28 protein-coding genes are annotated in these 25,401 nt (G+C 60.6%); 10 read left to right on the forward strand and 18 right to left on the reverse strand.

What is annotated here, in order from left to right; all coding sequences use genetic code 11:
• Positions 1 to 244: 244 nt before the first annotated feature.
• On the forward strand, positions 245 to 2,392 hold the full coding sequence (locus tag V7Z56_RS13445; RefSeq protein WP_334130024.1) for a transglycosylase domain-containing protein: 2,148 nt from the start codon (positions 245 to 247) through the stop codon (positions 2,390 to 2,392).
• A 20-nt stretch (positions 2,393 to 2,412) separates the two neighbouring features.
• On the opposite strand, the gene V7Z56_RS13450 is transcribed toward V7Z56_RS13445, so the two are convergent.
• From V7Z56_RS13450 to V7Z56_RS13465, 4 genes are read right to left on the reverse strand one after another with little or no spacing between them, the layout of a single operon-like run.
• Complete coding sequence (locus V7Z56_RS13450) at positions 2,413 to 3,618, reverse strand: multidrug effflux MFS transporter (protein WP_334130025.1); 1,206 nt, start codon at positions 3,616 to 3,618, stop codon at positions 2,413 to 2,415.
• Between the two features lie 28 nt (positions 3,619 to 3,646).
• Positions 3,647 to 4,381 carry a M48 family metallopeptidase gene (locus V7Z56_RS13455; protein ID WP_334130143.1) on the reverse strand — a complete coding sequence of 245 codons (735 nt, stop codon included), beginning with the start codon at positions 4,379 to 4,381 and terminating at the stop codon, positions 3,647 to 3,649.
• 1 nt (position 4,382) lies between these two features.
• On the reverse strand, positions 4,383 to 4,832 hold the full coding sequence (locus tag V7Z56_RS13460) for a YcgN family cysteine cluster protein (protein ID WP_334130026.1): 450 nt from the start codon (positions 4,830 to 4,832) through the stop codon (positions 4,383 to 4,385).
• 33 nt (positions 4,833 to 4,865) lie between these two features.
• Entirely contained in the window at positions 4,866 to 6,293 is a 1,428-nt protein-coding gene (locus tag V7Z56_RS13465; RefSeq protein ID WP_334130027.1) for a polyhydroxyalkanoate depolymerase, read from the reverse strand.
• Between the two features lie 200 nt (positions 6,294 to 6,493).
• On the opposite strand from V7Z56_RS13465, the gene V7Z56_RS13470 reads away from it, so the two are divergent.
• A complete protein-coding gene (locus V7Z56_RS13470; RefSeq protein WP_334130028.1) occupies positions 6,494 to 7,039 on the forward strand; it encodes an ankyrin repeat domain-containing protein in 546 nt (181 codons plus the stop codon).
• Positions 7,040 to 7,054: 15 nt separating this feature from the next.
• On the opposite strand, the gene V7Z56_RS13475 is transcribed toward V7Z56_RS13470, so the two are convergent.
• Positions 7,055 to 7,765, reverse strand: coding sequence for a lipid-binding SYLF domain-containing protein (locus V7Z56_RS13475; RefSeq protein WP_334130029.1), 711 nt, complete (start codon positions 7,763 to 7,765; stop codon positions 7,055 to 7,057).
• A 124-nt stretch (positions 7,766 to 7,889) separates the two neighbouring features.
• On the opposite strand from V7Z56_RS13475, the gene V7Z56_RS13480 reads away from it, so the two are divergent.
• The 6 genes from V7Z56_RS13480 to rfaD all read left to right on the forward strand — a co-directional run bounded on the left by V7Z56_RS13480 (position 7,890) and on the right by rfaD (position 13,770).
• Positions 7,890 to 9,227, forward strand: coding sequence for an ActS/PrrB/RegB family redox-sensitive histidine kinase (locus V7Z56_RS13480; RefSeq protein WP_334130030.1), 1,338 nt, complete (start codon positions 7,890 to 7,892; stop codon positions 9,225 to 9,227).
• A gap of 69 nt (positions 9,228 to 9,296) precedes the next feature.
• On the forward strand, positions 9,297 to 9,827 hold the full coding sequence (locus V7Z56_RS13485; RefSeq protein WP_334130031.1) for an ActR/PrrA/RegA family redox response regulator transcription factor: 531 nt from the start codon (positions 9,297 to 9,299) through the stop codon (positions 9,825 to 9,827).
• A gap of 4 nt (positions 9,828 to 9,831) precedes the next feature.
• Positions 9,832 to 10,620, forward strand: a complete 789-nt coding sequence (locus V7Z56_RS13490) for a DNA-methyltransferase (protein WP_334130032.1) — start codon at positions 9,832 to 9,834, stop codon at positions 10,618 to 10,620.
• An 89-nt stretch (positions 10,621 to 10,709) separates the two neighbouring features.
• Positions 10,710 to 11,291 (forward strand): D-sedoheptulose 7-phosphate isomerase, encoded by a 582-nt coding sequence (locus V7Z56_RS13495; protein WP_334130033.1) that lies wholly within the window; start codon positions 10,710 to 10,712, stop codon positions 11,289 to 11,291.
• A 4-nt stretch (positions 11,292 to 11,295) separates the two neighbouring features.
• A complete protein-coding gene (gene rfaE1, locus V7Z56_RS13500) occupies positions 11,296 to 12,762 on the forward strand; it encodes a D-glycero-beta-D-manno-heptose-7-phosphate kinase (RefSeq protein ID WP_443023819.1) in 1,467 nt (488 codons plus the stop codon).
• Between the two features lie 15 nt (positions 12,763 to 12,777).
• Positions 12,778 to 13,770: an ADP-glyceromanno-heptose 6-epimerase gene (gene rfaD, locus V7Z56_RS13505; protein ID WP_334130035.1), complete on the forward strand. Its 993-nt coding sequence runs from the start codon at positions 12,778 to 12,780 to the stop codon at positions 13,768 to 13,770.
• A 25-nt stretch (positions 13,771 to 13,795) separates the two neighbouring features.
• Here rfaD and V7Z56_RS13510 read toward each other — a convergent pair whose 3' ends face one another.
• From V7Z56_RS13510 to V7Z56_RS13545, 8 genes are read right to left on the reverse strand one after another with little or no spacing between them, the layout of a single operon-like run.
• Positions 13,796 to 14,248, reverse strand: a complete 453-nt coding sequence (locus V7Z56_RS13510; RefSeq protein WP_334130036.1) for an MmcB family DNA repair protein — start codon at positions 14,246 to 14,248, stop codon at positions 13,796 to 13,798.
• On the reverse strand, positions 14,245 to 14,616 hold the full coding sequence (locus V7Z56_RS13515; RefSeq protein ID WP_334130037.1) for a helix-turn-helix domain-containing protein: 372 nt from the start codon (positions 14,614 to 14,616) through the stop codon (positions 14,245 to 14,247). The genes V7Z56_RS13510 and V7Z56_RS13515 overlap by 4 nt, the downstream gene beginning before the upstream one ends.
• A gap of 28 nt (positions 14,617 to 14,644) precedes the next feature.
• Complete coding sequence (locus V7Z56_RS13520; RefSeq protein ID WP_334130038.1) at positions 14,645 to 15,319, reverse strand: Smr/MutS family protein; 675 nt, start codon at positions 15,317 to 15,319, stop codon at positions 14,645 to 14,647.
• The gene (locus V7Z56_RS13525) at positions 15,303 to 16,022 is read right to left on the reverse strand and encodes a LutC/YkgG family protein (RefSeq protein ID WP_334130039.1); all 720 of its coding nucleotides are present in this window, start codon (positions 16,020 to 16,022) and stop codon (positions 15,303 to 15,305) included. Before V7Z56_RS13525 ends, V7Z56_RS13520 begins: the two co-directional genes overlap by 17 nt.
• Positions 15,992 to 17,416, reverse strand: coding sequence for a LutB/LldF family L-lactate oxidation iron-sulfur protein (locus tag V7Z56_RS13530; protein ID WP_334130040.1), 1,425 nt, complete (start codon positions 17,414 to 17,416; stop codon positions 15,992 to 15,994). Before V7Z56_RS13530 ends, V7Z56_RS13525 begins: the two co-directional genes overlap by 31 nt.
• Complete coding sequence (locus V7Z56_RS13535) at positions 17,416 to 18,189, reverse strand: (Fe-S)-binding protein (protein WP_334130041.1); 774 nt, start codon at positions 18,187 to 18,189, stop codon at positions 17,416 to 17,418. The genes V7Z56_RS13530 and V7Z56_RS13535 overlap by 1 nt, the downstream gene beginning before the upstream one ends.
• Before the next feature lie 58 nt (positions 18,190 to 18,247).
• Positions 18,248 to 19,486, reverse strand: coding sequence for a murein transglycosylase A (gene mltA / locus V7Z56_RS13540; protein WP_334130042.1), 1,239 nt, complete (start codon positions 19,484 to 19,486; stop codon positions 18,248 to 18,250).
• 26 nt (positions 19,487 to 19,512) lie between these two features.
• Positions 19,513 to 20,205 carry a Tim44/TimA family putative adaptor protein gene (locus tag V7Z56_RS13545; RefSeq protein ID WP_334130043.1) on the reverse strand — a complete coding sequence of 231 codons (693 nt, stop codon included), beginning with the start codon at positions 20,203 to 20,205 and terminating at the stop codon, positions 19,513 to 19,515.
• A 169-nt stretch (positions 20,206 to 20,374) separates the two neighbouring features.
• Between V7Z56_RS13545 and V7Z56_RS13550 the strand changes: the two genes are divergently transcribed.
• On the forward strand, positions 20,375 to 20,872 hold the full coding sequence (locus tag V7Z56_RS13550; RefSeq protein ID WP_334130044.1) for an FxsA family protein: 498 nt from the start codon (positions 20,375 to 20,377) through the stop codon (positions 20,870 to 20,872).
• A 96-nt stretch (positions 20,873 to 20,968) separates the two neighbouring features.
• Complete coding sequence (secB, locus tag V7Z56_RS13555; protein ID WP_334130045.1) at positions 20,969 to 21,463, forward strand: protein-export chaperone SecB; 495 nt, start codon at positions 20,969 to 20,971, stop codon at positions 21,461 to 21,463.
• Positions 21,464 to 21,508: 45 nt separating this feature from the next.
• On the opposite strand, the gene dnaQ is transcribed toward secB, so the two are convergent.
• From dnaQ to V7Z56_RS13580, 5 genes are read right to left on the reverse strand one after another with little or no spacing between them, the layout of a single operon-like run.
• Positions 21,509 to 22,180: a DNA polymerase III subunit epsilon gene (dnaQ, locus tag V7Z56_RS13560; protein WP_334130046.1), complete on the reverse strand. Its 672-nt coding sequence runs from the start codon at positions 22,178 to 22,180 to the stop codon at positions 21,509 to 21,511.
• Entirely contained in the window at positions 22,173 to 22,763 is a 591-nt protein-coding gene (coaE, locus tag V7Z56_RS13565) for a dephospho-CoA kinase (protein WP_334130047.1), read from the reverse strand. The genes dnaQ and coaE overlap by 8 nt, the downstream gene beginning before the upstream one ends.
• 4 nt (positions 22,764 to 22,767) lie before the next feature.
• Positions 22,768 to 23,631, reverse strand: coding sequence for a shikimate dehydrogenase (locus V7Z56_RS13570; RefSeq protein ID WP_334130048.1), 864 nt, complete (start codon positions 23,629 to 23,631; stop codon positions 22,768 to 22,770).
• Positions 23,628 to 24,236: a Maf family protein gene (locus tag V7Z56_RS13575; protein ID WP_334130049.1), complete on the reverse strand. Its 609-nt coding sequence runs from the start codon at positions 24,234 to 24,236 to the stop codon at positions 23,628 to 23,630. Before V7Z56_RS13575 ends, V7Z56_RS13570 begins: the two co-directional genes overlap by 4 nt.
• Complete coding sequence (locus V7Z56_RS13580; protein ID WP_334130050.1) at positions 24,233 to 25,063, reverse strand: pyruvate, water dikinase regulatory protein; 831 nt, start codon at positions 25,061 to 25,063, stop codon at positions 24,233 to 24,235. The genes V7Z56_RS13575 and V7Z56_RS13580 overlap by 4 nt, the downstream gene beginning before the upstream one ends.
• Positions 25,064 to 25,401: the final 338 nt, after the last annotated feature.

The following is a 25,401-nucleotide window of genomic DNA, read 5'->3' on the forward strand; positions in this document are numbered from 1 at the left end:
GGAGCGGGCGCGAGGGAACAGGACATGACACCCCCGCCCCCCTGTTCGCGGCGACGGTGGAGTTTTCAATCCCCGATCCCGATGGCAATTGTCTCGCCTTTCATGAAACGCAAGGCGGATAATGGCGCGCTTCGTTGTGCCTCGCGATAAAGGAGACGGGAAATATCTCATTTTTGCCTTATATCTCGAGTAATGCTGCTCGCGCGCTGGTGGCGTTGGCTGTGAGTAACAATCGAGTTTTGTAATGAAGAAGGCAACAAAAGGGTCGGGCAAGAAAACTTATCCGCAACGCGGAGCGGCGCCGGCAGCAAACAAGCCGGGAAAGAAGACGGCCCGCACCGGCGCGAAAAGCAGCGCGAAGGCGTCCGGCCAGCCGCGGCGGCGGAAGCCCGCCCGCAAAAGCAGCACGCGCAGCCTCTGGTCGCCAATCGTCAACTGGGGCGGGACGGTGCTCCTCTGGTGCCTGTTGATCGGCGGGCTTTTCATCGGATATTTCGCCCTCACGCTCCCCGACATTTCCGGCATCGGCGTCATCGAGAAGCGTCCGGCCATGGTGCTGGAGACCCGCGATCACGTCCGCTTCTCGACTTACGGTGATCTCTACGGCGATATGCTCTCGATTGATCAGATCCCGAGCAACATGAAACGCGCCATCCTCGCCACCGAGGACAGCCACTTCTACAGCCATTTCGGCATCAATCCGATGAGCCTCGCGCGCGCCGCCATCCGCAACTATCAGGCAGGACGCATCGTCCAGGGCGGCAGCACCATCACGCAGCAGCTTGCAAAAAACCTCTTCCTGACGCCGGATCGCACCATCGGGCGGAAAATCCGCGAAACCCTGCTCGCCTTCTGGCTGGAGGCGGAATACAGCAAGGATGAAATCCTCGCGCTTTACCTCAACCGCATGTATTTCGGCTCCGGCACCTACGGCATCGACGCGGCGTCGCGAAAATATTTCTCCAAGCCCGCGACGCAGCTCTCGACGGCCGAGGCGGCGATGCTGGCAGGCCTTCTGAAAGCGCCCACATATTATGCGCCAACGCGCAATCTGCAGCGCGCGCAGGAGCGGGCGAGCGTCGTCCTTGCGCGTATGGTGGATGAGGGCTTTCTCTCGGCGGCGGAAGCGCAGGCGCTTCGCGCAAAGCCGGCGGTTCTTGTCAACGCGAGCCAGGATTTCCGCAACGTCCGCTACTTCTCCGATTGGGTGGTGAGCGAGGTGCAGGCCTATATCGGGCGCACCGACAAGGATCTCATCATCACGACGACGCTCGATCTCGATATGCAGAGCGACGCCGAGCGCGCCCTCGAAGCGCGTCTCAAGGCGGAGGGCGCCAAAATGAACGTGAGTCAGGGCGCTCTTGTCGCCATGACGCCGGACGGTTCGGTGAAAGCCATGGTCGGTGGCCGGTCCTATTCCAGCTCCGTCTATAACCGCGCGACGCTGGCGCGGCGCCAACCCGGATCGGTCTTCAAGACCATCGTCTATACCGCCGCCTTTGAGAGCGGTCTCTCGCCCGATGATATTTTCAACGACGGCCCGATCAATATCAACGGCTGGACCCCTGCCAATTACAGCCGTCTCTATAACGGCGATATGTCGCTCCGCGAAGCGTTTGCCCGCTCCATCAATACGGTTGCCGTCAAGGTCACCGAGCATGTCGGCCGGGGCAAGGTCGCGGATATGGCGCGCAAACTCGGCCTCAGCGGCGACCTGCCGCTGCATCCGTCGATTTCACTTGGCACCAATGAGGTGTCACTCCTTGAGATGACCGCCGCGAATGCGGTGCTTGCTAATGGCGGAACTGCGGTGCTCCCTTACGCCGTGCTTGAAATTCGCGAGCGGGACGGCACCGTTCTTTACAAGCGTCAGTCGTCGGGGCAGGGCCGGATCGTCAGCCCCGCTACAGTGAACAAGATGCGCGATGTCATGAGCGCGGTCATCGAATGGGGCACCGGAAAGGCCGCGAACCCCGGCTTTGCCGCCGCCGGCAAGACCGGCACGACGCAGGACTACCGCGATGCGTGGTTTATCGGCTTCACCCCTGAACTTGTCGCCGGTGTCTGGTTCGGTAATGACGACGGATCGCCAACGAAAGGCGTGACGGGGAGCAATCTTCCGGCTGTCGCCTGGAAAGATTTCATCTCCCGCGCAGGGACGAGCAAGGCGGTCGCCTTCACCCGGCTCGAGGTTGAGAAGCAGGAGGAAGAAGGGGGGAGCCTGTGGGAGAAAATTGTCCGCGCCTTCTCCGCCCAGAATGCGTCGAGCAGCGGCTCAGAGCCCTCTGGAAGCGGCAGCGGCAGCAGTGGTGCCCGCAGCGGCGACGGCGCATCGGCGCCCGCGAAACGGCCCACAGAGCCTGATTTTCCGGGCAACGCGCCGCGCCCCTGAGCATCTATGATACGGGAGAGCTAGTTCTCCTCATGACCCTTTCGGCTGCCAATGAGCAGCCTGAAGGCGGCGACCGAAAGACATCCCATTGAGGCGATCGAGATGACAAGCGAATATTGCGTGCCGTCATAAAGCGCCGCGACGATATAGCCGAGCAGCGCCCCAAAGCCCATCATGATGAAGCCGGAAAGGGCGGAGGCGTAGCCCGCCAGCATCGGAAAGGGCGCCATAGCGCCGGCCTGCGTCTGCGGCAACACCATGCCGAGCCCGACCGCGGTGACGACCATGGGGAGAACGACCGAAAATTCCGTTCCGACGCCGGCAAGCGCAGCCCCCAACATGATAAGGCCGCCGACGGCAACGATCAGCGTGCCGATCCCGATTGAAGGATTCATGCCTTTTCGCTTCGTGAAATAGGGGCCGAGCAGCGTTCCTGTCATATATCCGAGCACCATGGCGGCAAAGTGGTAGCCGAAGACCTCCGGCGCGACGCCATAGACATTGATCAGGACAAGCGGAGAGCCGGAAATGAAGGTGAACAGCGCGCCAAAGACAAAGCCGCCCGTCAGCGAATAGCCGATGAACTCACGGTTGGCGAGAAGGCTGAGATAATTGCGCAGAATGCTGCCGGGCTTCATGGCATTAAAATTGAGCGTCCGCAGCGACTCTTCGACAAAGAGCGCGGTGACCAGCACCACGATCAACGCGACCATCGCCGGCACGATGAAAACCGCCTGCCAGCCATAGAGCACGGCGATATAACCGCCAAGCACCGGCGCAACCGCCGGCGCAAGGCCCATCACCGTTCCCATGCGCGACAGCTGGATCGCCGCCTGTTCGCGGACAAAAAGATCGCGAACCATCGCCCGCGGCGCGACAAGGCCGGCGCACACGCCGAAGGCCTGCATGAAGCGGAAAAAGGTAAGCTGCTCAATCGTTTGCGAGAATGCGCAGGCAAAGCTCGAAAGGACAAAGATCCCCAGCCCGAGAATGAGGACAGGCCGCCTTCCGAAACGATCGGTGAGGGGGCCGTAAATGAGCTGGCAGGCGCCAATCCCGAAGGTGAAAATACTGAGAGTGAGCTGCACATCCGCGGGGCTTGCGCTGAAATGTTTCGCAAGATCGGGGAAGGTCGGCAGGTACATGTCGGTCGAGAGCGGCCCGAGCGCGACGGCGGTGGCAAGGTATATCGTGAACAGCGCAGAGGCGGGATAGAGGGGTTTCATTGCACATACTCAAAAGGAAATCGCCCTCTCATAACCTGTCCTCAGGTTCCACGCCATATTTATGTAAGTCCGCGCCATTTATTCTCAGCCACTTGCGCGCCGCCGGGACGCCGGGGTGCATCTCGTCAACCAGCGCCCAGAAAGCGGCCGAATGGTCCATATGGCGAAGATGCGCAACCTCATGCGCGACGATATAATCCATCACCTCTTCGGGCATGAGCAGCAGCCGCCACGAGAAATTGAGCCGCCCGGTCGAGGAGCAGCTTCCCCAGCGCGACGCCGGATCGCGCAGCGTGATCCCGCTGTAGGATGTGCCGATGCGGGCGGCATATTTTTCGGCGCGATGGCTGATTTCCTCCTTCGCGACCTTGCGCGTCCAGTCGCGCACCCGGCGCGGCAGATGCTCCGCCCCGCCCGCCACGAGGATCTCGCCCGCTTCCCGCCAGACGAAGCCGCGCCGGTCCGGCGCATGGGTAATGCGATGCGGCACGCCGAGCAGCGGCAGCACCGCGCCGTCGCGGAACGGAACGGGCGCCGGTAGCCGGTCAAGATGGGCAACGATCCAGTCGAGCTCCCGCTCAACGAAGGCAAGCCCGGCCTTCAGCGAGACACGGGGAGGCAGATTGAGGACAATGCCGCGCTTCGGATCGATGCGAAGGCGAAGGCGGGCGGAGCGCGCAGAGCGCCTTATCTCCAGAAGATGGGTCCGTCCCGCGACCAGAAGATGCGGCCGCGGCCCGCCAACCAGGCGAGGGGCAGGCATCTCAGTCAACGTCGGCGTCCGGCCAATCAACAATGTGATCTTCCACATCCCCGGCGCGGCGCTCGGAGATGACGCGTCCACGCACGGAGACGCCCGCCGCATGCACCGTTTCGGGATCGCCCGAAATGAGCGGATGCCACCAGAGCAGGGGTTTGCCCTCATAGATCCGGCGATAGGCGCAGCTGCGCGGCATCCAGCGAAGGTTCGGGATAATGTCCGGCGTCAGCGTGACGCAATCGGGCACAAGGCGCGCGCGTTCCTCGTAGCGGGTGCACTGGCATGTGCCGAGATCCAGCAGCCGGCAGGCGACATTGGTATAGGAAAGCTCAAGCGTGTCTTCATCTTCCAGCTTGAGAAGGCAGCATTTGCCGCAGCCGTCGCAGAGCGACTCCCACTGTTCGCGCGTCATATCGTGCAGCGCGACAGTTTCCCAGAATGGTTTCTCATTCACCTGATTTCAGGCCTTTTCCGTTTGCGGGGGGCGTCACCGATCCTGTCGCGGTTTCGGTGAGGCCGGTTTGGCGACAACTTTACGCGCTGAGCGTTTTGCCGCTGTCGTCTTTGCCGCAGTTTTAGCCACTGCCGGCTTTTTTGCAACCCTTTCGGCCTTTGCTGCCGGAACGGGCGCGGGAGTGGCGGCTTTCACCGGAGCGGCCGCCGGGGCGGCGGCGGCTTTAGAGGCTGTCGCGCCCGGCTCGTGGCGGCGGATAAAGTCACTGATCCGCGGGGCAATTTCATTGTTGAAGCGACGGCCGTTGAAGACGCCGTAATGACCGACGCCCTTTTGCTCGTAATGGGCTTTCATACTGTCGGGAAGCGCCGTGCAAAGGTCATGGGCGGCGACGGTCTGACCGATGCCGGAGATATCGTCGAGCTCGCCCTCAACCGTCATCAGCGCGGTCCGGGTGATAAGCTCCGGCCGGATCAGGTGATCCTTGCGATACATCATCTCGCCCTTGGCGAGCGCCTGCTTCTGAAACACCGTCTCGATCGTCTGCAGATAATATTCCGCCGTCAGATCCATCACCGCGTTATATTCGGCATAGAAGGTGCGGTGCCGGTCGGCGCTGTCGCCGTCGCCTTTCACCAGATGCTCGAACTGCTTGATATGCGCTTCCATATGGCGGCCGAAATTCATGCTGACGAAGCCGGACAGCTGCAGGAAGCCGGGGTAGACGCGGCGAAAAACGCCCGGATGGCCGAACGGGACATACTGGATCACCGTCCGCTCAAACCACTCGATCGAATGGTTCATCGCGAGCTTGCAGGGCTCGGTCGGATGGCGGCGGGTATCGATGGGGCTGCCCATCAGCGTCATGGTGCGCGGCACATTCGGGTTGTTCCGCTCATGCATCAGCGCAATGGCCGCCAGCACCGGCACGCCAGGCTGGCAGACCGCCATCACATGCGTATCGGGGCCAAGAAAATTAAGATAATCAATGATATAATCAATATAGTCATCGAGGTCGAAGCGACCCTCGTAAATCGGCACATTGGCGGCATCGCGCCAGTCGGTGATGTAAACGTCATGCTCCTGCATCATCCGCTCGACGGTGCCGCGCAGCAGCGTCGCGAAATGTCCCGACATTGGCGCCACGATCAGAAGCTTCGGATCCTTGCGGCGCGTGTCGCGCTTGAAATGCTTGAGCTGACAGAAGGTCTTGCGATGGAGAATTTCCTCGCTGACCATCACCTCTTTCCCGTCGACCAGCGCATAGGTCAGCCCGAACGCCGGTTTTCCGTGATATTCCGTCGTTTCCACAAAGAGATCGAGCCCGGCCGCGAGGGTCTGGGCGGGAGGCGTTTCCGATGCCGGATTGAACGGGCTGCGCAGAATATTGCTATAAACCTGTGCCGCCATTCGGACAGGGGAAAGCGCCAGTTTCTGAAGTTCCTGGAGTTGATAAAGCATACTTCGCTCTCCTGATTGCCGCGGCATCCCGGTTCCGGGAGATGCACGCCGCATTTGCTAAATTTACGCCGCACCGCAACATAAATATAGGCACGCTTTCCGCTGTTGTCAGTATTTTTTGCCGATTTATCGAAAATTTGATTAGGATTGAGGCGCATAATTGTGGAGAATGAGCCATAAAAAACGACACGGGGCACGCAATGCGGTTCTGCTGGATTGCCGTTATACTGCTGTTTGTTGCGATACCACAGGGCTTCGCACAATCGCTGCTTGGCGAGGACCAGGTTTTTCAGAACGCCGCCTATGGCAATTCCGACGCGGTGGAACAATATCTGCTGACCGGAAACAATCCCAACAGCCGCGATCTGAAAAAGGTGCCGCTGCTGCATCATGCGGCGATTGCGGGCGTGCCGAAAACGGTACAGACGCTGCTGCGTCATGGCGCACAGGTTGATCTCACGGATTCCCTTGGCAATACCGCCCTGATGCAGGCCGCGGCTTACGGATCAACTGCGGCCGCGCTTATCCTGATTGAAAGCGGGGCAAAAGTGAATAGCGAGAACCGGCAGGGCGAAACCGCGCTGATGAAGGCGGCAAAAACCGGAAACCTTGAAATCGTGAAAATCCTGCTCGAGAACGGGGCGATAGCGGAGCGCACCGATTTCACGGGGAGGACGGCGCTCGATCATGCGCGGCAGAACCGTCATCCCCGTGTCGTTCAACTCCTCGGCAGCACGAAATCCTGACTGCCCGCGGGGGGATTACTTCCTCTCCGCTTTAAGCAGCGCTTCCTTGAGGCCTTCGGCCTGTGCGTTCGAGACGGTCCGCTCGATCACGATCTGGCGCGCGGAGGCCCGCTGACCGTAATAGGACTCGTTGGAGTCGGTGTTGGAGGAGAGCACCGATCCTTCCACCGATGCGCCGATGAACAACCCTTGAGAAATGGCGAAGGAGAAGACGTCGACATCGAGATTGGTTGTCGTCGAGGCGCCAAGCGTCGTGCCGACCGGGCCAACCGCGGCGCTGAGGTCGCCGCCGAGTTTCACCTGGTTGTTAATGATCGCTTCAAGGCCCTTCTGCGTCATGATGACGAGGATCAGCTCATTGACCTGGGCGCCGAACTGAAGGCCGACGCTACCCTGACCCATGGTATAGAAGGCGGGGGACGACCAGTTCCCTGCCTCATCCTTGGCAAGGAGAACGCCGCTGCCGCCCGCGCCGCCAACGAAAAAGCCAGCCTTGAAGACCTGCGGAAAGATGACGACACCCTTGGCGACGCCAAGAAGGGAACGGAACTGATCCATTTCAGATCGTGCAGCGACGTCCGAGACGGTGAACTTGGCTTTCTCAACCAGCTGGTCCTGCGCTTCACCGGCAAAGGCGACCGTGCCGGAGCCGAGCATGAAAGCACTGACACCCACGCCTGCGAGCGTCAGAAACTTGCGACGGTTTGCCGTTATTGTCGTATACATCTGGTTATTCCCTTTTGACTATTCGTTGGAAAACAGAATACTGATAAAATCCAAGATAGCGGAGCAAAAATGGCATTTATATGTCTAAAATTTCTGTTATATCGGCGCTGAGTTCAGAGTGCCTGTGAGTATTTCGCCCAGCACGCCGCCAGATCCGCTCGTGATCGAGGAGAGCGAGACCCTCGCCCTCGGTTCAAGCGGGGTGCGGCTTAAAACCCTCGTCTATATCCGCTGGCTTGCGGTTTTCGGCCAGGCACTGACGGTGCTTATCGTCCATTTTGTTTTTGCCCATCCGCTGCCGCTGATCCCGATCGGCCTTCTGATCGGCGCAAGCGCGATCCTCAATATCCTCGTCACGCTGAACAGCAAGCCTGCCGCCCGCATTCCCGATCGGGGGGCAATTTTATATCTCTTCTACGATATCCTGCAGCTCGCCGGCCTGCTCTATTTCACGGGCGGGCTGACCAACCCTTTTTCCGTCCTGTTTCTCGTTCCCGTCACCATTTCGGCGACCAACCTGCCGCGGCAGGGAACGGTGTTTCTCGGCCTCGTCACCTTCGCCTGCATCACGGTGCTTACCGTCTTTTTTGAACCGCTGCCGCTGCCGCCAGAGTCGCTTGTTCTCTCAAACACCTATCTTTTTGCGCTCTGGTCCGCGCTGGTCCTTGGCACCGCTTTTCTTTCCGGCTACGCCTGGCTAATCGCGACCGACTCGCGCAAGATGTATGATGCGCTGACCATTGCCCGCGCCGAACTTGCACGCGAGCAGCAGCTTTCGGCCGTTGGCGGTATCGCCGCCGCCGCCGCGCATGAGCTTGGCACGCCGCTCAACACCATCCTCCTGATATCGGAGGAGCTCCGCCATTCACTGCCCGCCGGGAGCGATGCGGCGACGGACGCCGAGCTCTTGCATGATCAGGCGCGAAAATGCGCGGCCGTCCTTGCGCAGCTGTCGCGCGGGCCGGAAACGGGCGAATTCCTGAAAGATTCCGCGCATCATAATTTCCTCGCCCTCAACAACCTGTTTTCTGTGATCGCCGATAAATATCGCGATCAGGGGAAACGGTTTATCATCCGCACCCATGGCGACGAGGCGGACATCCCGCATCTTTACCTCAATGCCGAGCTGCGCCACGGCCTTGGCAACCTGATCAGCAATGCCGCTGATTTTGCGCGAAGCCGGGTGACAATCGACCTTTACTGGACCGATCGGCTCGTCCGGGCGGAAATCCGTGACGACGGGCCGGGGTTTTCCGAAGAAATACTGAGCCGGCTCGGCGAGCCCTACATGTCGAGCCGCCTCGGCAAGGGTGGCATGGGGCTCGGCGTTTTTATCGCCGAAATGATGATCCGGCGGAGCGGCGGCGAGCTTGGGTTTCGCAATCACCCCGACGGCGGAGCGGTCGCGGAAATCATCTGGTCCCGCCGGACGCTTGAAAAATCTGATCCATTCAGTAACTGATTAATATATGCTAGTCTCCAAGCAGACTGCCGCGAGCGAAACAGGCCCGAACCAAAAAATGAGCGACGTATGAACGACAGCAAGTCCCTGCTTATCGTTGATGATGATGAAGTGTTTCTGAACCGTCTTGGCCGAGCGATGGAACGGAAAGGATTTTCACCGATCCTTGCGAACTCGGTCGAAGAGGGGAAGAAGCTGGCGGCGGAGCGCGTGCCTGAATATGCGGTGATCGACCTCCGGCTGGAGGATGGCAACGGCCTTGAGGTGGTGGAGGCCCTCCGCAAGGTGAATGAGGAGGCGGTGATCGTCATGCTGACCGGCTATGGCAATATCGCGTCCGCCGTTGCGGCGGTGAAGGCCGGCGCCATCGATTACCTTGCCAAGCCCGCGAATGTCGAGGACATCGTGAACGCGCTGATGGCAGAGAGCGACTCGCTGCCCATGCCGCCGGAAAATCCGATGTCGGCGGATCGCGTCCGCTGGGAGCATATCCAGCGCGTCTACGAGCTCTGCGATCATAATGTTTCCGAGACCGCGCGGCGTCTCAACATGCATCGGCGCACATTGCAGCGGATCATGGCGAAACGCTCGCCGCAATAGCAGAATGGATCTTGCAGTTCCAAAAAGCATTCTGGTGGCGGGCGATGCGGCAACGGAAATGGCCCGCCTCCGGACCGAAAGCGTCGATCTCATCATCGCGGATCCGCCCTATAATCTCGGCAAGAACTATGGCAACAATATCGATCTCAAGACGGCGCGCGACTACCGAAGTTTTACGGCGGCGTGGCTTCGCGAGAGCGTCCGCATCCTGAAGCCCGGCGGCTCGCTCTATTGCTTCATGGGGGTGCGCTTCATCGCGCGTCTCTATCTGATGCTGGAGGAGGAGTTTTCGCTCACCCCGCAAGGCTGGATCACCTGGCACTATACGCAAGGCATGGGGCGCAAGCGCGGCTTCTCTCCGCGTCATGAGGATATTCTCTGGTTTTCCAAGGGCCCGGATGCCTGCTTCAATCTCGACGACGTTCGCGTGCCGCAGAAATATTTTCGCAAGCGCAATAACATGGCCGGCGCCAACCCGGGCGATGTCTGGCAATTCAGCCATGTCCATTACTGCGCGGCGGAGCGATTGCCGCACCCGACGCAGAAGCCCGAAGCGCTGATCGAGCGCATCGTCCGCGCGTCCTCCTGCCCGGGCGATCTCGTCCTCGATCCCTTTTTGGGGAGCGGCACCACGGCGCGCGTTGCGAGCGTGCTCGGCCGCAGCAGCATCGGAATAGATATCAACCCTGATTATATCGATATGGCGAAAGCCCGCCTTGCCGCGCCGTTCGATGGTTTCGACAGCACCGACCCGCGGGCGGCGCGCATCTCGAAAGACCTGCCAAAGGAATGAGAAAGCAGGGATTGCGCACTCGGTATTTGCAGGTCGGGCAAGATTATACTAACTATACTTCGTTCTTTTCTTTTTAGGCGTGAGGCTGCTTGGACCCGCTAGACTACTTTAACCGCGAGCTTGACGATCACCGGGCGGTGCAGAACCGAACGCAAGAGACGCTGGCCGCGCCGTTTCAGGAGATGCTCCGTCTCTGGGTCGCGGCGATCGAGCGCGGCAACAAGATCCTGTTCTTCGGCAATGGCGGCAGCGCCGCGGATGCGCAGCATCTCGCCGCCGAACTTGTCGTCCGCTTTATCTCCGATCGCAAACCGATCGCGGCGATTGCGCTCAATACCGATACCTCGGCGCTTACCGCCGGCGCGAATGATCTTGGTTATGATGAGGTTTTCGCCCGCCAGATCGACGCCCTCGGCGCGCCCGGCGATGTTGTGGTCGGCATCACCACCTCGGGCACCAGCCCCAATGTGGTGAAAGCGCTCCAAATGGCGCGGGCAAAGGGTCTTGTGACGACTGCCTTGACTGGGCGCGACGGCGGGCTGATGCCGGAGCTTGCCGATGTCGCGCTGATTGTCCCGGCGACCTCGACCCGCCGCATCCAGGAGATGCACATCACCCTTGGTCACATGCTCTGCGGAGCGCTTGAAAAATCGCTGAAACTGGTTGACTGATCACATGGAAAACCGCTCCTCTCTCCTCGACATCATGGATCGTGCGGCGACGATCGAGGCGCTCGTGATCGGTGACGTTATGCTCGACCGCTTCGTCTACGGCCGCGCGCGGCGTATTTCACCGGAAGCGCCCATTCCCATCCTCAGCATCACGCATCAGTCGCAGATGCCGGGCGGTGCCGGCAACGTGGTCCGCAATATCGCCTCCCTCGGCGGGCGGGCGCATCTTGTCTCTGTCGTTGGCGATGATGCCGAAGGGCGGGAGCTGGAGGCGCTGTTCAACGCCCATGCCGCCATGACGCCCCATCTGGTCAAATCGGTCGGTCGTCCGACCACGGTCAAATCGCGTTTTGTTGCCGATGGCCAGCAACTTCTGCGCAGCGATCATGAAGCGACGCACCAACTGCAACCGAAAACCGCCGGGAACCTGCTCAACACCTTTCATGACGTCGTGACATCGGCGGATATCATCGTTCTATCCGATTATGCGAAGGGCGTCCTCTCCGATACCGTGCTCCGTCATATCATCGCTTACGCCAATGAGAAGAAGATTCCCGTCATCGCCGACCCCAAATCCCGGGATTTCAGCCGTTATCGCGGCGTCACGCTGCTGACGCCGAACCGAAAAGAGATGGTCGAGGCGAGCGGTATGCCGTGCGATACCAATATCGAGGTCGAAGAAGCGGCGCGCAAGATGATCGAGACGGCGAAGATCGAGGCCATCCTCGTCACCCGCTCGGAAGCGGGCGTGAGCCTTATCACCCGGACGGAGGCCCATCACATCAGCGCCGAAGCGCGCGAAGTGTTTGATGTCTCGGGCGCGGGCGACAGCGTGGTTGCCGCGCTCACCCTCGCCTTTGCCGCCGGGGCATCGCTCCTTGACGCCGCGCGCATCGCCAATCTCGCGGGCGGGATTGCCGTTTCCAAATCCGGCACCGCCGCCGTCACCAAGGCCGAGATCCGCCAGACGCTACAGGCCATGGAGATGGGCGGCGTCGATGCGAAGGTCGCCCCGCTTGAGAGCGCGCTCGAGCGGACACGGGACTGGCGCTCGCGGGGGCTGAAAATCGGCTTCACGAACGGCTGCTTCGATCTTCTGCATCCCGGCCATATCTCGCTGATCCGCCAGGCGAAAGCCGAATGCGACCGGCTGATCGTCGGCCTCAACACCGATGCCAGCATCCGCCGGCTGAAAGGCGAGGGGCGGCCGGTCACCCATGAGAGCGCGCGGGCGATCGTGCTCGCCGGTCTTGCCGATGTCAATCTTGTCGTCCCTTTCGACGAGGACACGCCGCTTCGCCTGATCGAGGCGATCCGGCCCGATGTGCTGATCAAGGGCGCCGATTACACGCGCGAAACGGTCGTCGGCGCGGATATGGTTGAGGCCTACGGCGGGCGGGTTTTCCTTGCCGCGCTGGAGGAGGGTTTCAGCACGACCCGCACCATCCAGAAAATGCTCGGCAAATCGTAAGGAGCAGGCAGACATATGGCAAATCTGGTACTTGTCACCGGCGGCGCGGGGTTTATCGGCTCCAACATCGTGGCCGCCCTGTCGACACGCGGCGAGAAAATCATCGTCTGCGACTGGCTGGAATCCAGCGACAAATGGAAAAACATTGCTAAATCGACGATTTATGACATCGTCTCGCCGGATGATCTCGACAGCTGGTTCTTGCGCAACGACAGCCGACTCAAGGCGATCATTCACATGGGCGCGATCTCGGCAACCACGGAAACCAATGGCGACCTTATCGTGAAGCGCAATTTCGCGCCGACGCGCCTTCTCTGGCGCTTTGCGACCGACAATGCGATCCCCTTCATCTACGCCTCCTCCGCCGCGACCTATGGCGATGGCAGCGCCGGTTTCGACGATGTGATGAGCGAGGAGGCGCTCGCCCGGCTGCAACCGCTCAATCTCTATGGCTGGAGCAAGCACGCATTTGACAAATTCGTTGCGCGCGAGCTCGCCAAAGGCGCCGTGACGCCGCCGCAGTGGGCCGGACTCAAATTTTTCAATGTCTACGGGCCGAATGAGTATCACAAGGGCAGCATGAAAAGCGTCATTGCGCAAAGCTACCCGAAAGTCATCGCGGGCGAGGCGGTGACGCTCTTCAAATCTCACCATCCGGATTATGAGGACGGCGGCCAGCTTCGCGATTTTGTCTATGTCAAAGACTGCGTCGACGTGATCCTCTGGCTGCTCGACAATGCGCATGTCAGCGGGCTGTTCAACCTCGGCACCGGCAAGGCGCGCAGCTTCCACGACCTCGCCGCCGCCGTTTTCAAGGCCGCGGGCAAGCCCGAAAACATCACCTATATCGACACGCCGCTCGAGATCCGCGACAAATACCAGTATTTCACCGAAGCCAATATGCAGAAACTCCGCGCAGCCGGCTTCGGCGGCAATTTCCGGAGTTTGGAGGATGGCATCACCGACTACGTCCAAAACTATCTCGCGAAAGCTGATCCGTACCGGTGACGCCACATCCATTGGCGACAGTCGCCTAAAGCAACTGCAACCTGTCGTTTATGGAGAGTTCACCCGCAAGCAGCCGCCTCGCGGCGATGCGGGCGAAGCGGAGGGTGACGTTGCGGCGGCGCGCGGCGTTAAGCTGGAAATCCATCGAGGGGCGGAGGATGGCGCCGGTAAAACCGTCGGTGATAATGAGGCCGTTTTCTTCCGGGATCAGGGTTTTCGGGAAATCCGCATCGACGGCGAAATAGAATGCGTCGCAGAATTCGAGATAATCGCTCCATTTCTCATCGACGCGGTAATCGGCCGGCCCGGATTTCACTTCCACGATGATGATCCGTCCCTTGTCATTGATCCCCATCACATCAACGCGCCGGCGGGTGCGGAGTTTTACCTCCCGCAGGCTGTCATAGCCCATGTCGTAGAGCAGTTTCTGCACGCCGCGGGCGATGCGCGCCGCCTTGCCGCCGTCTGGCGCGCTCATCGCTTCTCCTCACTGCCGATCGATTTGAGATAGGCCAGCATTTCGCGCAAATGCCGCTCGGGAAGATCGCGAATTTTAAGCGCGAGCAGGTTGGCGTATTCGGTGGCAAGCGGGCTGAGGCCGCTGGTATCCACCGTGACCTTGGGATGGGAGAGGGAGGCGAGGCGCTGCAGCTCCTCCGCCTCGTCCCAGATGATATTGAAATAGTCGCAGATCTGCGCCACCAGCGACCAGGACGGCCGGCCACGATGGCCATGCTCCAGCGCCGACAGATAGGCCGCGCTGATCTCGAGATCGGCCGCCATCTGCTTCAGCGTGATATTGCGGCTTTTGCGCAATCCCCGCACGCGAAGGCCAAAGGGTGTCATTGCTCACTTCCTCTGCTTGTTTCCCGTCTCATCGCCGCCTGCGCAGCAAGACGTAAAGCGCGCCGCTGCCGCCATGTTTCGGCTGCGCATGGCGGATGTCAACGATGAGATGGGCGAGATCGGGGGCGGAGAGCCATTGCGGCACCGCCTCGCGGAGGATGCCGCTTCGCCCCGTGCCCATAAAGGCCGCATCGTCGGTTTTCTGGCGCGACGAGCCTTTGCCTGTGATCACCAGCACGCAGCGCATGCCGCGGATATGCGCGGCGCTGATGTAGCTGCGAAGTTCGCGGTGCGCTTCGGCGCGGGTGAGGCCATGCAGATCAATACGCCCGTCGATCTCCATCTGGCCTTTGCGAAGCCGCTCCGCCGTCCGCCGGTCCAGCCCCGGTACATTCTGGCGCCGCGACGGCGTTGGCTCGGTTTCCCTGCCTTTCGCCATGTCCGCGCCCTGCCAGCCGGTCATCGCCCGGGCAATATCCTCGGCGCGGATCGGCGGGCGGGCAGGTGTAAAATCCTCGGGACCGGCGGCTATGTTATCGCCCGCGCGCTTTTCCGTATGCGACGGCGGCGAGCGCATCAGGCTCTCTTCCAGTTCGCGGGTGAAGCGGTTGGAATCGATGGGGGAAACGCTTCGGGCGACATGATCCCATAGCACCCTGTCGGCTTTTGAGAGCCCCCGCGCGCGGTCAGATTTCCGGGTCATCATCAACAATCAGAATATGCAGGCGGCGCGGCCCGTGCGCCCCCATGATCAACATCTGCTCGATATCGCCCGTTCGCGACGGGCCAGAGACGAGATTAACCGTGCGCGGCAGCTTGCCCGCGCCGAATCTCTCGCGAAGCCGCGCCCAGCTTTCCTCCATCGTGCCGACAATCTCGCTGGCGCGGACCAGCGCGATGTGATTTTCGGGCAGGAAATTGAGCGTTGAAGGCGTCTCTCGCCCCGAAACAAGGCAGAGCGTTCCCGTCTCGGCAATGGCGGTAAAAACCGGCGTCAGGCTGGCCGTGTCGATAAGCTCCGCGGTCCCGCGCGTGACCTCAAGCATCGGCACCGCATCGAAGCGAAGCCGGTCGAGCGCGGGATCGGGCGACATTTTTATCCGCATCGGAAGATTATGCGCGGCGAGATAGTCGCGTACCGCTTCGGGCACAAAGCTTTCCGCCGCAAGGCGCGTAACCGTCGCGCCGAGGGCTTCGGCCTTCGCCGTGAAAAGCCCGATCTGGTCGGCATGGCTGATTTGCGCCCGCGCCGGGATGAGGTGGGCCCTGGGCGTATCAAGGCGTGCGCGCAAGGTCGCGGCCTCCTTTTCATCGAGCGGCCCCGTCCGGCCGAGATTGCGCCGGATACGGTCGAGAATTCGCTCGCGCGCGGGCATCAGCGTCTCCCCCGCTGCTGGTTTTTCCATTGTTCCATAAAGGTTTTCCCTTCGGGCGCCGGAAAATCCCTGACCGACGTCCAGCCAGAGAGAAGCGGCAGGCGGGAAATCGCGCCTTTACGCCCGGCCATCCATTTCAGCCCGCGCGCGGCAACCGCGCTCGCAACGCGGTAAAGCGCCGGACGCTTTGCGAAATAGGCCCACAGACCAATACCCCAGCGCTCCGGTTTCGGCGTCACCTGCCGCTCGAACGCCTCCTCGCGCCAGTGGCGCATGATCTTGGGCAGCGGAATACGCACCGGGCAGACCTCCTCGCAGCGACCGCAGAAGGTTGAGGCGTTCGGCAGGTGCCGCGCCTCCTCGATCCCGACCATATGCGGGTTGAGCGCCGCCCCGATCGGTCCGGGGTAGACCCAGCCGTAGCTGTGGCCGCCGACGGCCTGGTAGACCGGGCAGTGATTCATGCAGGCCCCGCATTTCAGGCAGCGAAGCAGCTCCTGCTTATTGGTGCCGAGAAGGTCACTCCGCCCGCTGTCGACGAGGACGACATGAAAGCGCGCCGGGCCATCAAGATCGTCCTTGCGGCGCGGGCCGGTGGAAAAAGTGGTGTAGACCGACATCTCCTGCCCCGTGGCGGAGCGGGCGAGAAGGCGAAGGAAAAGGCTGGCATCCTCAAGTGTCGGGACGACCTTTTCAATGCTGGAGACGACGATATGCGTTCCCGGCAACGACTGCGTGAGATCGCCATTGCCCTCATTCGTGACGATCACCGTCGAGCCCGTCTCGGCGATCAGGAAATTCGCGCCCGTGATGCCGACATCCGCCGCGGCATATTTGTCGCGCAGCACCTTGCGCGCCTCGCCGACCAGCGCCTGCGGATCGGTGACACGCTCGGTAAAGCCATATTTTTCATGATGCTGCACGAAAAGATCGCTGACCTGATCCTTCGTCTTGTGCAGCGCCGGCGCGATGATATGGCTCGGGTATTCATGCGCGAGCTGGATGATATATTCGCCAAGATCCGTCTCGATCGGCTCGATATCATGGGCGAGCAGATAGTCATTGAGCGCCATCTCCTCGGTAATCATCGATTTTCCCTTGGTCACCGTCTTCGCATCGACCGCGCGGCAGATGCCGAGAACCGCCTCACGCGCCTCCGCATAGGTCGCGCACCAATGGACCTCGCCGCCTGCCCGCTGCACCGCCGCTTCAAACGTCTCAAGATAATAGTCGAGATGCGCGAGGATATGATCTTTCAGATCGCGCGCCTGATCGCGAAGCGCTTCAAACTCCGGAAGGGCCGCCGCCGACTGGGCCCGCGCGCGCGGAAAACCGCTTTTGACGCGCGAGAAGGCTTTCTGGATATTTTCATCCTGCAGCGCCTGTTGCGCCTTCTCCTTGAAGCGGCGGGAGGTGACCTGCATCAGCGCCCTCCCTCGCCAAGACCCGGCGCGTCGCCCATCCCGGCAAGAATTTCAGCGACATGCAGCACCTTCATCGCCGCGCCACGGCGCTTCAGCCGCCCGGCGATATTCATCAGGCAGCCAAGATCGCCGGCCGCCAGCGTGTTGGCGCCGGTTGCCAGCAGGTTATCGATCTTGGCATCGACCATCGCCTCGGAAATTTCAGAATATTTGAGGCAGAAGGTGCCGCCGAAGCCGCAACAGGCGGCTGCATCCTCCGCCTCATGAATTTCGAGGCCCTCCACCGCCGAGAGCAGCGCCCGCGGCTGATCGCGCACCTTCATCTCGCGAAGCGAGCTGCAGCTGTCATGATAGGTGAGACGGGCGGGATAGTGGATATCGGCGGGCCGGTAGCCGCAGATATCATGGAGAAAGGCGGTCAGCTCATGGGTGCGGGCAGCGAGCGCGTTGACCGCCACCATGATGGTGTCATCGCCCTCAAAAAGCTCTGCATAATGCTTTGTGATCATCCCGGCGCAGGAGCCGGAGGGCACAACCACATGGTCAAAGCCGTCGAAGGCGCGAAGAACCGCGCGGGCAATGGCCTTGGCGCTTTCCTTATCACCCGAATTGTAGGCAATCTGGCCACAACAGGTCTGCTCCGGCGGCACCACAATGGTGCAATCCGCCGCTTCCAGAAGCCGGATGGCCGCAAACGCGACGGACGGGCGGTTCAGATCGACCAGACAGGTGACGAATAAAGCCACATTCTTTTTTATCGCCGGTTGGGGCATGCAATTCTCCTGTTGCGCGCGAAAAACTATACCCCTCACGCGGCGCTTTCGCCAGAAGTTAGCGCGTCTCGACTGCTTTTATTGCTGCGGCAAGCGCGTTGGGGAGGAGCATCCAGATCCGCCCCTCGCTTTTCATCCCGCCCGACATGTCATAGGCATAATCGCCATGGCCCCAGAATACGTCGCCGCGTACCGGGCCGCGAATGGCGCCGCCGGTATCCTGCGCCATCATCAGGCGCTCGAACTTTTCAACTTCCGCCGGGCTGCTGGCGGGCGCAACCACAGTTGAGAGCCAGACAGGCACGCCGAGCGGCCAGAATTTGCGGTCGACCGCGATACTCCGCTCCGGTGTCAGCTCCACCCCTTGCGCGCCGATCGGGCCGCCCGTGAGAAGCTCACGGAAGAAGACGAAGGACGCGTTTTTCTGCATCAGCGCATCGGCCTTGTCGGGGTTTGCCTCCAGCCAGTCGCGAATGGCCTGCATCGACATCTCCTCGCGCGGGACATAGCCCTGCTCGATCAGGTCGCGGCCGATCGCGAAGTAGGGATGGCCGTTCTGCGCCGCATAACCGACGCGAAGCTCGCTGCCATCATCCATTTCGACAACGCCCGATCCCTGGATATGCAGGAAAAAGGCGTCAACGGCGCTATCGACCCAGACAAATTCGAGTTCGCGGCCCGAGAGCGCCCCCTGATCGATGGCGGCGCGGTCGGCGAAGGGAACAAGCGTGCCGTCTTCGACCCGGCCGGCAATGCGGTGGCCTTTCAGCTCCTCGCGGAAGCGGCCAAGCTCGACCATCACCAGCTCGGGCGGGCGCAGATAAAGCGGCGTGAGATAGGGCGGCTTCCGCTCGCGGCTGCCCTTGAGGCTCGCCTCGTAATAGCCGGTGAAAAGACCGCTCGGCTGGTCATTGTTATAAACGCTGACGGGCGTGAAGACGGCTTCAAAAAAGCTCCGCCACGCGGCCGGATCATGGGTAAGGGCGCGCGCCTGCTCGCAGATCGGCTGCCAGTCGCCAGCGGTACCCGCCATGCCGTCGCCGCCCATGGCGCGCTCAGCCGGGAGCGCGGCAATTTTATCGCAGGATTTGAAGAAGGCCGCCGCGAAATTGGCAAAATCCTCTTTGTCCCAGCCCGGAAGCTCGGAAAACTGCGCCGGGCGGAGAACAAGCCGCTCCTCCGGCGCTTCAATCAAGGGGGAAACTTTCAGCAGCCACCAGCCGCCAAAGGCGGCAACCAGCAGCAAAATAAGCGCGGCAAGACCGAGCTTTGTCCGCCTGCCTTTCGATTGGAACAAACCGGAGAGGCCCATGCCGCAACAGGTCAGTCAGCGCGGCGCGTGGCGATCAGCAGCCAGTTGGGGTTGCGCGACTTCAGATCACGCGCAAAGGTCCAGAGCTCATGCACCATATGCGGCTGCGGATCGCCGGCGACGACCACGCCCTCCCGATCCTTGGTCATGGTGATCATCTCGGCATCAAAGCGGACGGTGATTTCGGCGTCGCGTCCCTGCAGCGAGGCATCGGTGATCTCGGCCCCGCGAATGGCGACGATATCGGTGGACATGGTTTCCTGCCGCTCCTCACGCGTCGTGATGGACGCATCGAAGCTCTCATAAACCGTGTCGGAGAGCAGCATCTTCAGTGTCGGGCGGTCGCCGCGCGCAAAGGCGATAACGATGGCCTCATAGGCCGCCTGCGCCCCCTGGACGAACGTCACAGGATCAAAATTGCGGTCGAGACGACGGATTTCGCTGAAGGTGCGGTGCAGCGGCGTATCGGGAAAAAGTTCCGCATCCGCGCCGCGCTTCTTATCGCCAAGAAGGATCACATTGTCGTCAGACGGCTTTTCGTCGAAATTCCCCTTGTGCCCTTCCACGGGGCGCGGCGCCCGCTCTTCGGGTCTTGATTGTTCATGGCCCATCCGCCGGCCCAGCACGCTGCGCAATCGCAGGAAGATAAACCCAGCGACCGCCGCAAGCAGAATGATGTCCAGGAACTGAAAGCCGTTGTCCATGATAATATCTTCAAATTGGGTTTGGTAAAACTTCCAACACCCCTTATGTAAAGGGTAGATCTGTAAAAGAAGTTAATGGGTTCCAGGTCCAAGGTCCAGTACCTTGTGGCGTTATCCCGCTTCTCGCGCATCTGATTGTAACATAGGATTTTATCAGGGATAAACAAGCTTGGCACTGCTGTTTTTGGCGGCCTTGATCGGAATTCCGCTGATCGAGATTTACGTCTTTGTTCAGGTTGGAAGCGAGATTGGCGCATTTGCCACCATATTGCTCACCATCGTCACCACTGTGATCGGTATTGCATTGACGCGGGTGCAGGGCCTCGGCATTCTGTTGCGGGCGCGCGATGCGCTCGACAAGCGGGAAAATCCGGTCACGGAAATGTTTGAAGGGTTCCTGCTGGCGGTCGCCGGCCTGTTCCTGCTGATCCCCGGATTTGTCACCGATACGATCGGCCTGCTGCTGCTGATTCCCTTTCTCCGCCATCTGCTGGCCGGCGCGATCGCCCGGCGCGCGCATGTGGTGAGCGCCGGCTTCTACAGCGGGCCCGCGCGGCCCCGCGATACCGTGATCGACGGCGATTACGAGATTGTCGAAGAGGATCCGGAAAAAATCGGGCGAAGCGCCGATCGCGATCCTGAAAGCCCCTGGTCGCGGGAAAAATAACCGCTTCTCTCTTGTCGGGTGCGCCCATCCGTGATAGCCAGTTCGGCAACATTTCATCCGGCTTTCCGGCCGTATCATTTAAGGAGAAACCCGTACATGGCAGACGAAGGACAGGCAAAGACCGCCAATGGCGGCGCCGGGGGAGAGGCCGCGTCGAAGCAACCCTCACTCGCCATTCTGCGCCAGTATGTAAAGGATATGTCGTTCGAAAATCCGAACGCGCCGGCAAGCCTCGACCCTGAGAAGGGCGCGCCGGAGGTGCAGCTTGCGGTCAATATCCAGGCCCGCACCGGCGGCAACAATCTCTATGAGATCGAACTTCGGCTCGAAGTGAAGGCGCAGCACGGCGACCAGGTGGCTTTTATCCTGGAGCTGGTCTATGGCGGCCTGTTCGCGCTTCGCGATTTCCCGCAGGAAGCCGTCGAGATGGTCTGCATGATCGAATGCCCGCGGCTGCTCTTCCCGTTCGCCCGGCGGGTTGTTGCCGATGCGACGCGGGACGGCGGCTATTCACCGCTGATGCTGGAGCCGATCGATTTCGCAAGGCTCTTTCACGACCACCGTCAGCAGCAGGCGGCTGGCCGGAACTGATCCGCGATACGCCGGCGCGCCGCTGTAACGAAAAGCGGGCCGGCGTCAGATATATTTTCGCCAGATCGGATCGGTGATCTTCTCAAGAAACGCCTGATGCGCTGCGAGCTCCTCGGCGCTCACCGCATGGGTGCGCGCGGGCCGGATATCGCGAACGACGATCAGGGTTGCTTCTTCTTCAATTTCCTCAAGCGACAGCCCGTGCTGACGGCCGCCGATCAGCTCAAGATAAACCTCCGCCAGCAATTCCGCATCGAGCAGCGCGCCGAGTTTTGTGCGCGCCGAGTTGTCAATTCCGAAACGGCGGCAGAGCGCATCGAGATTGACCTGCGCGCCGGGAAGCCGCTCCCGGGCCAGCAGCACGGTATCAAGGCTTTGCGACATCGGCAGAAGCGGGCGCTTCAGGCGGGCGAGCTCGGCGTTCAGGAACTTCATATCGAACTGGGCGTTATGGATAATCAGCCGGTCATTGCCGATAAAATCGAGAAAGCCGTCGATCTCCTCGGCCATCACTTTATGGCCGCGGAGAAATTCCGCGCTCAACCCATGGACGCGATAGGCGGCATCCGGCATATCGCGCTCGGGGTTGATGTAGCGGTGATAGACATTGCCGCTCGGGATATGGTTGATCAGCTCGATACAGCCGATCTCGACGATCCTGTCTCCCTCTTCGGGGTAAAAGCCTGTCGTTTCCGTATCAAGAACGATTTCACGCATTGTTCAGGTCTTCCACCAGCTTTTTCACCTGCTCGAATGTTTCCTCATAGCTGCAATGGGTATCAATCACGAAGTCGGCGCGCCGGCGCTTTTCCGCGTCATCGACCTGGCGGGCGAGGATGGCCTCGAATTTGTCCTCGCTCATGCCGGGGCGGGCGAGAACCCGGGCCCGCTGCACATCGGACGGGGCGGAGACGACGGCAATCTTGTGAACGCGACCCTCGCCATTTGTCTCAAAAATAAGCGGAATGTCGAGAACGACGAGCGAATGTCCCTCCGTTTCCGCCTTTGCAAAAAATTCCGCGCGCCCCTCGGCGAGGAGCGGGTGAATGACCTTTTCAAGCCGCTGGATCTCCGCTTCATTTCCCACGACGATCTTGCTGAGGCGGGCCCGGTCGACGGCGCCGTCCACCACGGCCTCGGGAAAAGCAGCCCGGATCGGTTCGACCCCGGCGCCGCCTTTGGCATAGAGCTTGTGGATCTCCGCATCCGCGTCATAGACGGGAATGCCGAGTTTTCGGAACATTTCGCCGACCGTCGATTTTCCCATTCCGATTGAGCCGGTAAGCCCGAGAAGCAGCATGTTCTTAATCCTTTTTCCCTGCAAGGACATGACGGCGGAGCGCCTCCGTCACCTCCGGTTCTACGCCGAACCAGGCGGCAAAGCCGGCTTTTGCCTGATGCAGCAGCATGCCGAGCCCGTCGATGGCGATATTGCCGCGCGAGCGCGCCGCTTTCAAGAGGCCGGTTTCCAGCGGAACATACACGATATCCGCAACAACAGCCGATTTTTTGAGCGCTTCCAAAGACACATCGAGCGGTGGCTGGCCGGTCATGCCAAGACTGGTGCAGTTGACAAGAAGATCCGCATCGGCGAGGAGGGCATCGCGCATCTCCCAGTCGGCCGCTTCTGCGCGGGTCCCGAGGTGCCCGGCAAGCGCCTCCGCCCGCGCGCGGGAGCGGTTGCAGAGATAGATCTTCGCCATGCCCATATCGATCAGCGCGACGGCCACAGCGCGCGCCGCCCCCCCGGCGCCCAGCAGCACGGCCGTGCCGCCCTTAAATCGCCCGAGATCCACCTTTTCGGCAAGCGAGTCGCGAAAGCCGATCCCATCCGTATTGCGTCCGGTCAAACGACCGTCCGACCCGATTACAATCGTGTTGACCGCCCCGATCCGTTCGGCCGAGGGATCAATGATATCAACGATCTCGAACGCCTTTTCTTTCAGCGGAATGGTGAGATTTGCGCCGCGAAAGAGATTTCCCTCCGCCTCGCAGTCGGCGGCGAGCTGCCTCAGCGTTGCGGCGAGGTCTTCCGGCTTTACCGGCCAGGCGCGATATTCCGCTGCCAGCGCGTATTTGTCGATCCAGAAGCCATGCAGGCGCGGCGACAGCGAATGGCTGATCGGCCAGCCCATGACCCCGGCGATCTTGTTCTTATGTGGCGTCATGACGTCAATCCGATTTTATGGCCGCGCAGAAAATCGAGAAGCGGCAACAGGGGAAGCCCGAGAATGGAGAAGAAATCCCCCTCAACCCGGGAGAAAAGATGCGCGCCGAGGCCTTCAAGGTGATAGGCCCCGACGGAATTCAGGATATCGTCACCCGCGCGGGCGAGATAATCATCGAGGAACGTCGCATCGAAGGATCGCATGGTCAGGCGGGCGATATCGACATGCCGCCAGATGACTGCCCCGTCCTTGGCGATGGCGACCGCATTTGCAAGGCGGTGCATCCGCCCTTTCAAGGCGAGCAGATGTGCGCGGGCATGTTCCATATCACCCGGCTTGTCGAACCAGATGCCGCCGCATTCCAGTATCTGATCGGCGCCGATCACAAACGCACCGGGCACCCGGGTCGAGATGCGCGTTGCCTTCAGCTCGGCGAGCGCCGTCGCGGCATCGCGCGCCGGCGCCTTCATCGCCAGAAGAGATTGCTTGATCTCATCTTCATCGACATGCGCGGGCACAATATGAAAAGTGAAGCCCGCGTTCTTCAAAATCCGCGCGCGCGAGACACTCTGCGACGCCAGAACAAGTTCTTTTTCCACCGTCATGCCTGCTTCTTCAGCTCTTCCTGCCGCCGGCTGTAGAGTGTCACGATCTGCGCCGCCGTCTCCTCGACCGAGCGGCGCGTCACATCGATCACCGGCCAGCCTTCGCGGTTGAAGAGTTTGCGCGCGAAAATAACCTCCTCCTTGATACGGTCACGGTCAATATAGTCGGTTTCCATTTTCTGATTGAGACTGAGAAGGCGGTTGCGGCGGATTTCCGAAAGCCGGTCCGGGCTGGTCGTCAGCCCGAACACCATCGTCCGCGGGTTAAGCGCAAAGAGCGACTCAGGGAGAGCAATGCCGGGAACGATCGGAATATTCGCCGTTTTATAGCCGCGATGGGCAAGATAGAAGGAGGTCGGCGTTTTCGACGTGCGCGAGACGCCGACGAGGATGATCTGCGCCTCATAAAGATCGTCGGTCATCTGGCCGTCATCGTGCGCCATAGTGAAGTTGAGCGCCTCGATCCGGCTGAAGTAGTTTTTATCCAGGATATGCTGACGCCCCGGAAGGCGGCGGATTTCCTTGCCCAAAAAGGCGGAAAAAGCGGTGAGGACGGGATCGAGCACCGAAACGCACGGTACACCGACGCGTTCGCAGCCGAGCTCCAGAACGTCGCGCATTTCCTTGCTGACCAGCGTATAGAGGACGAGGCCCGGCTTGCTCATGATCGATTCAAGGATATCATCGAGTTGACGCAGCGTTCGCGTCAGGGTCCAGACATGTTCGACCGGGGTGACGCCTTCAAACTGGACAAGCGCCGCCTTGGTCATGGACTGCAGCGTTTCGCCGGTTGAGTCAGAAACCAGATGAAGATGAAATTCCACCATATCGACCGAGAGAAGCTGTGAATAACGTGAATAACAGGGATAACATGGCTTATTTGAAATGGGTAAAAATTTTCTCCCCGATGCCTGTTTTTTTACCGCCGCCTTATGCGGCTGTGGACGACGCGGTATCTTTTATCGTGCATCCCGTGGATAAAGTGGAAAAGCGTGACAATAAAAAAAGTTATCCCCGTTATCCCCGGTTTTATTAACAGCCCCCGCCTTGCATTTCACGGCAATATCCCGAAATAACCGAAGGGGTGGATTTTATCCCCAGAAATCCTATAAAGGGCGGGGACAGATTTTAATCCCCAAGACCCACAGCCATAAACAGCAACTAC

This window comes from Sneathiella sp. (genome assembly GCF_036844445.1).
GTDB lineage: Bacteria > Pseudomonadota > Alphaproteobacteria > Sneathiellales > Sneathiellaceae > Sneathiella.

Excerpts from the sequence above, each read along its gene's own strand:
- V7Z56_RS13510 (WP_334130036.1), bottom strand. The coding sequence starts at position 14,248 with ATGAGCGCGCCAGACGGCGGCAAGGCGGCGCGCATCGCCCGCGGCGTG.
- V7Z56_RS13450 (WP_334130025.1), bottom strand. The coding sequence starts at position 3,618 with ATGAAACCCCTCTATCCCGCCTCTGCGCTGTTCACGATATACCTTGCC.
- V7Z56_RS13570 (WP_334130048.1), bottom strand. The coding sequence starts at position 23,631 with ATGACGCCACATAAGAACAAGATCGCCGGGGTCATGGGCTGGCCGATC.
- secB (WP_334130045.1), top strand. The coding sequence starts at position 20,969 with ATGGCAGACGAAGGACAGGCAAAGACCGCCAATGGCGGCGCCGGGGGA.
- V7Z56_RS13515 (WP_334130037.1), bottom strand. The coding sequence starts at position 14,616 with ATGACACCCTTTGGCCTTCGCGTGCGGGGATTGCGCAAAAGCCGCAAT.
- V7Z56_RS13545 (WP_334130043.1), bottom strand. The coding sequence starts at position 20,205 with ATGGACAACGGCTTTCAGTTCCTGGACATCATTCTGCTTGCGGCGGTC.
- V7Z56_RS13530 (WP_334130040.1), bottom strand. The coding sequence starts at position 17,416 with ATGCAGGTCACCTCCCGCCGCTTCAAGGAGAAGGCGCAACAGGCGCTG.
- V7Z56_RS13525 (WP_334130039.1), bottom strand. The coding sequence starts at position 16,022 with ATGGAAAAACCAGCAGCGGGGGAGACGCTGATGCCCGCGCGCGAGCGA.
- V7Z56_RS13490 (WP_334130032.1), top strand. The coding sequence starts at position 9,832 with ATGGATCTTGCAGTTCCAAAAAGCATTCTGGTGGCGGGCGATGCGGCA.
- V7Z56_RS13465 (WP_334130027.1), bottom strand. The coding sequence starts at position 6,293 with ATGCTTTATCAACTCCAGGAACTTCAGAAACTGGCGCTTTCCCCTGTC.
- rfaE1 (WP_443023819.1), top strand. The coding sequence starts at position 11,296 with ATGGAAAACCGCTCCTCTCTCCTCGACATCATGGATCGTGCGGCGACG.
- V7Z56_RS13445 (WP_334130024.1), top strand. The coding sequence starts at position 245 with ATGAAGAAGGCAACAAAAGGGTCGGGCAAGAAAACTTATCCGCAACGC.
- V7Z56_RS13470 (WP_334130028.1), top strand. The coding sequence starts at position 6,494 with ATGCGGTTCTGCTGGATTGCCGTTATACTGCTGTTTGTTGCGATACCA.
- V7Z56_RS13455 (WP_334130143.1), bottom strand. The coding sequence starts at position 4,381 with ATGCCTGCCCCTCGCCTGGTTGGCGGGCCGCGGCCGCATCTTCTGGTC.
- V7Z56_RS13535 (WP_334130041.1), bottom strand. The coding sequence starts at position 18,189 with ATGCCCCAACCGGCGATAAAAAAGAATGTGGCTTTATTCGTCACCTGT.
- rfaD (WP_334130035.1), top strand. The coding sequence starts at position 12,778 with ATGGCAAATCTGGTACTTGTCACCGGCGGCGCGGGGTTTATCGGCTCC.
- V7Z56_RS13475 (WP_334130029.1), bottom strand. The coding sequence starts at position 7,765 with ATGTATACGACAATAACGGCAAACCGTCGCAAGTTTCTGACGCTCGCA.
- coaE (WP_334130047.1), bottom strand. The coding sequence starts at position 22,763 with ATGCTGCTTCTCGGGCTTACCGGCTCAATCGGAATGGGAAAATCGACG.
- dnaQ (WP_334130046.1), bottom strand. The coding sequence starts at position 22,180 with ATGCGTGAAATCGTTCTTGATACGGAAACGACAGGCTTTTACCCCGAA.
- V7Z56_RS13520 (WP_334130038.1), bottom strand. The coding sequence starts at position 15,319 with ATGACCCGGAAATCTGACCGCGCGCGGGGGCTCTCAAAAGCCGACAGG.
- V7Z56_RS13580 (WP_334130050.1), bottom strand. The coding sequence starts at position 25,063 with ATGGTGGAATTTCATCTTCATCTGGTTTCTGACTCAACCGGCGAAACG.
- V7Z56_RS13485 (WP_334130031.1), top strand. The coding sequence starts at position 9,297 with ATGAACGACAGCAAGTCCCTGCTTATCGTTGATGATGATGAAGTGTTT.
- V7Z56_RS13575 (WP_334130049.1), bottom strand. The coding sequence starts at position 24,236 with ATGACGGTGGAAAAAGAACTTGTTCTGGCGTCGCAGAGTGTCTCGCGC.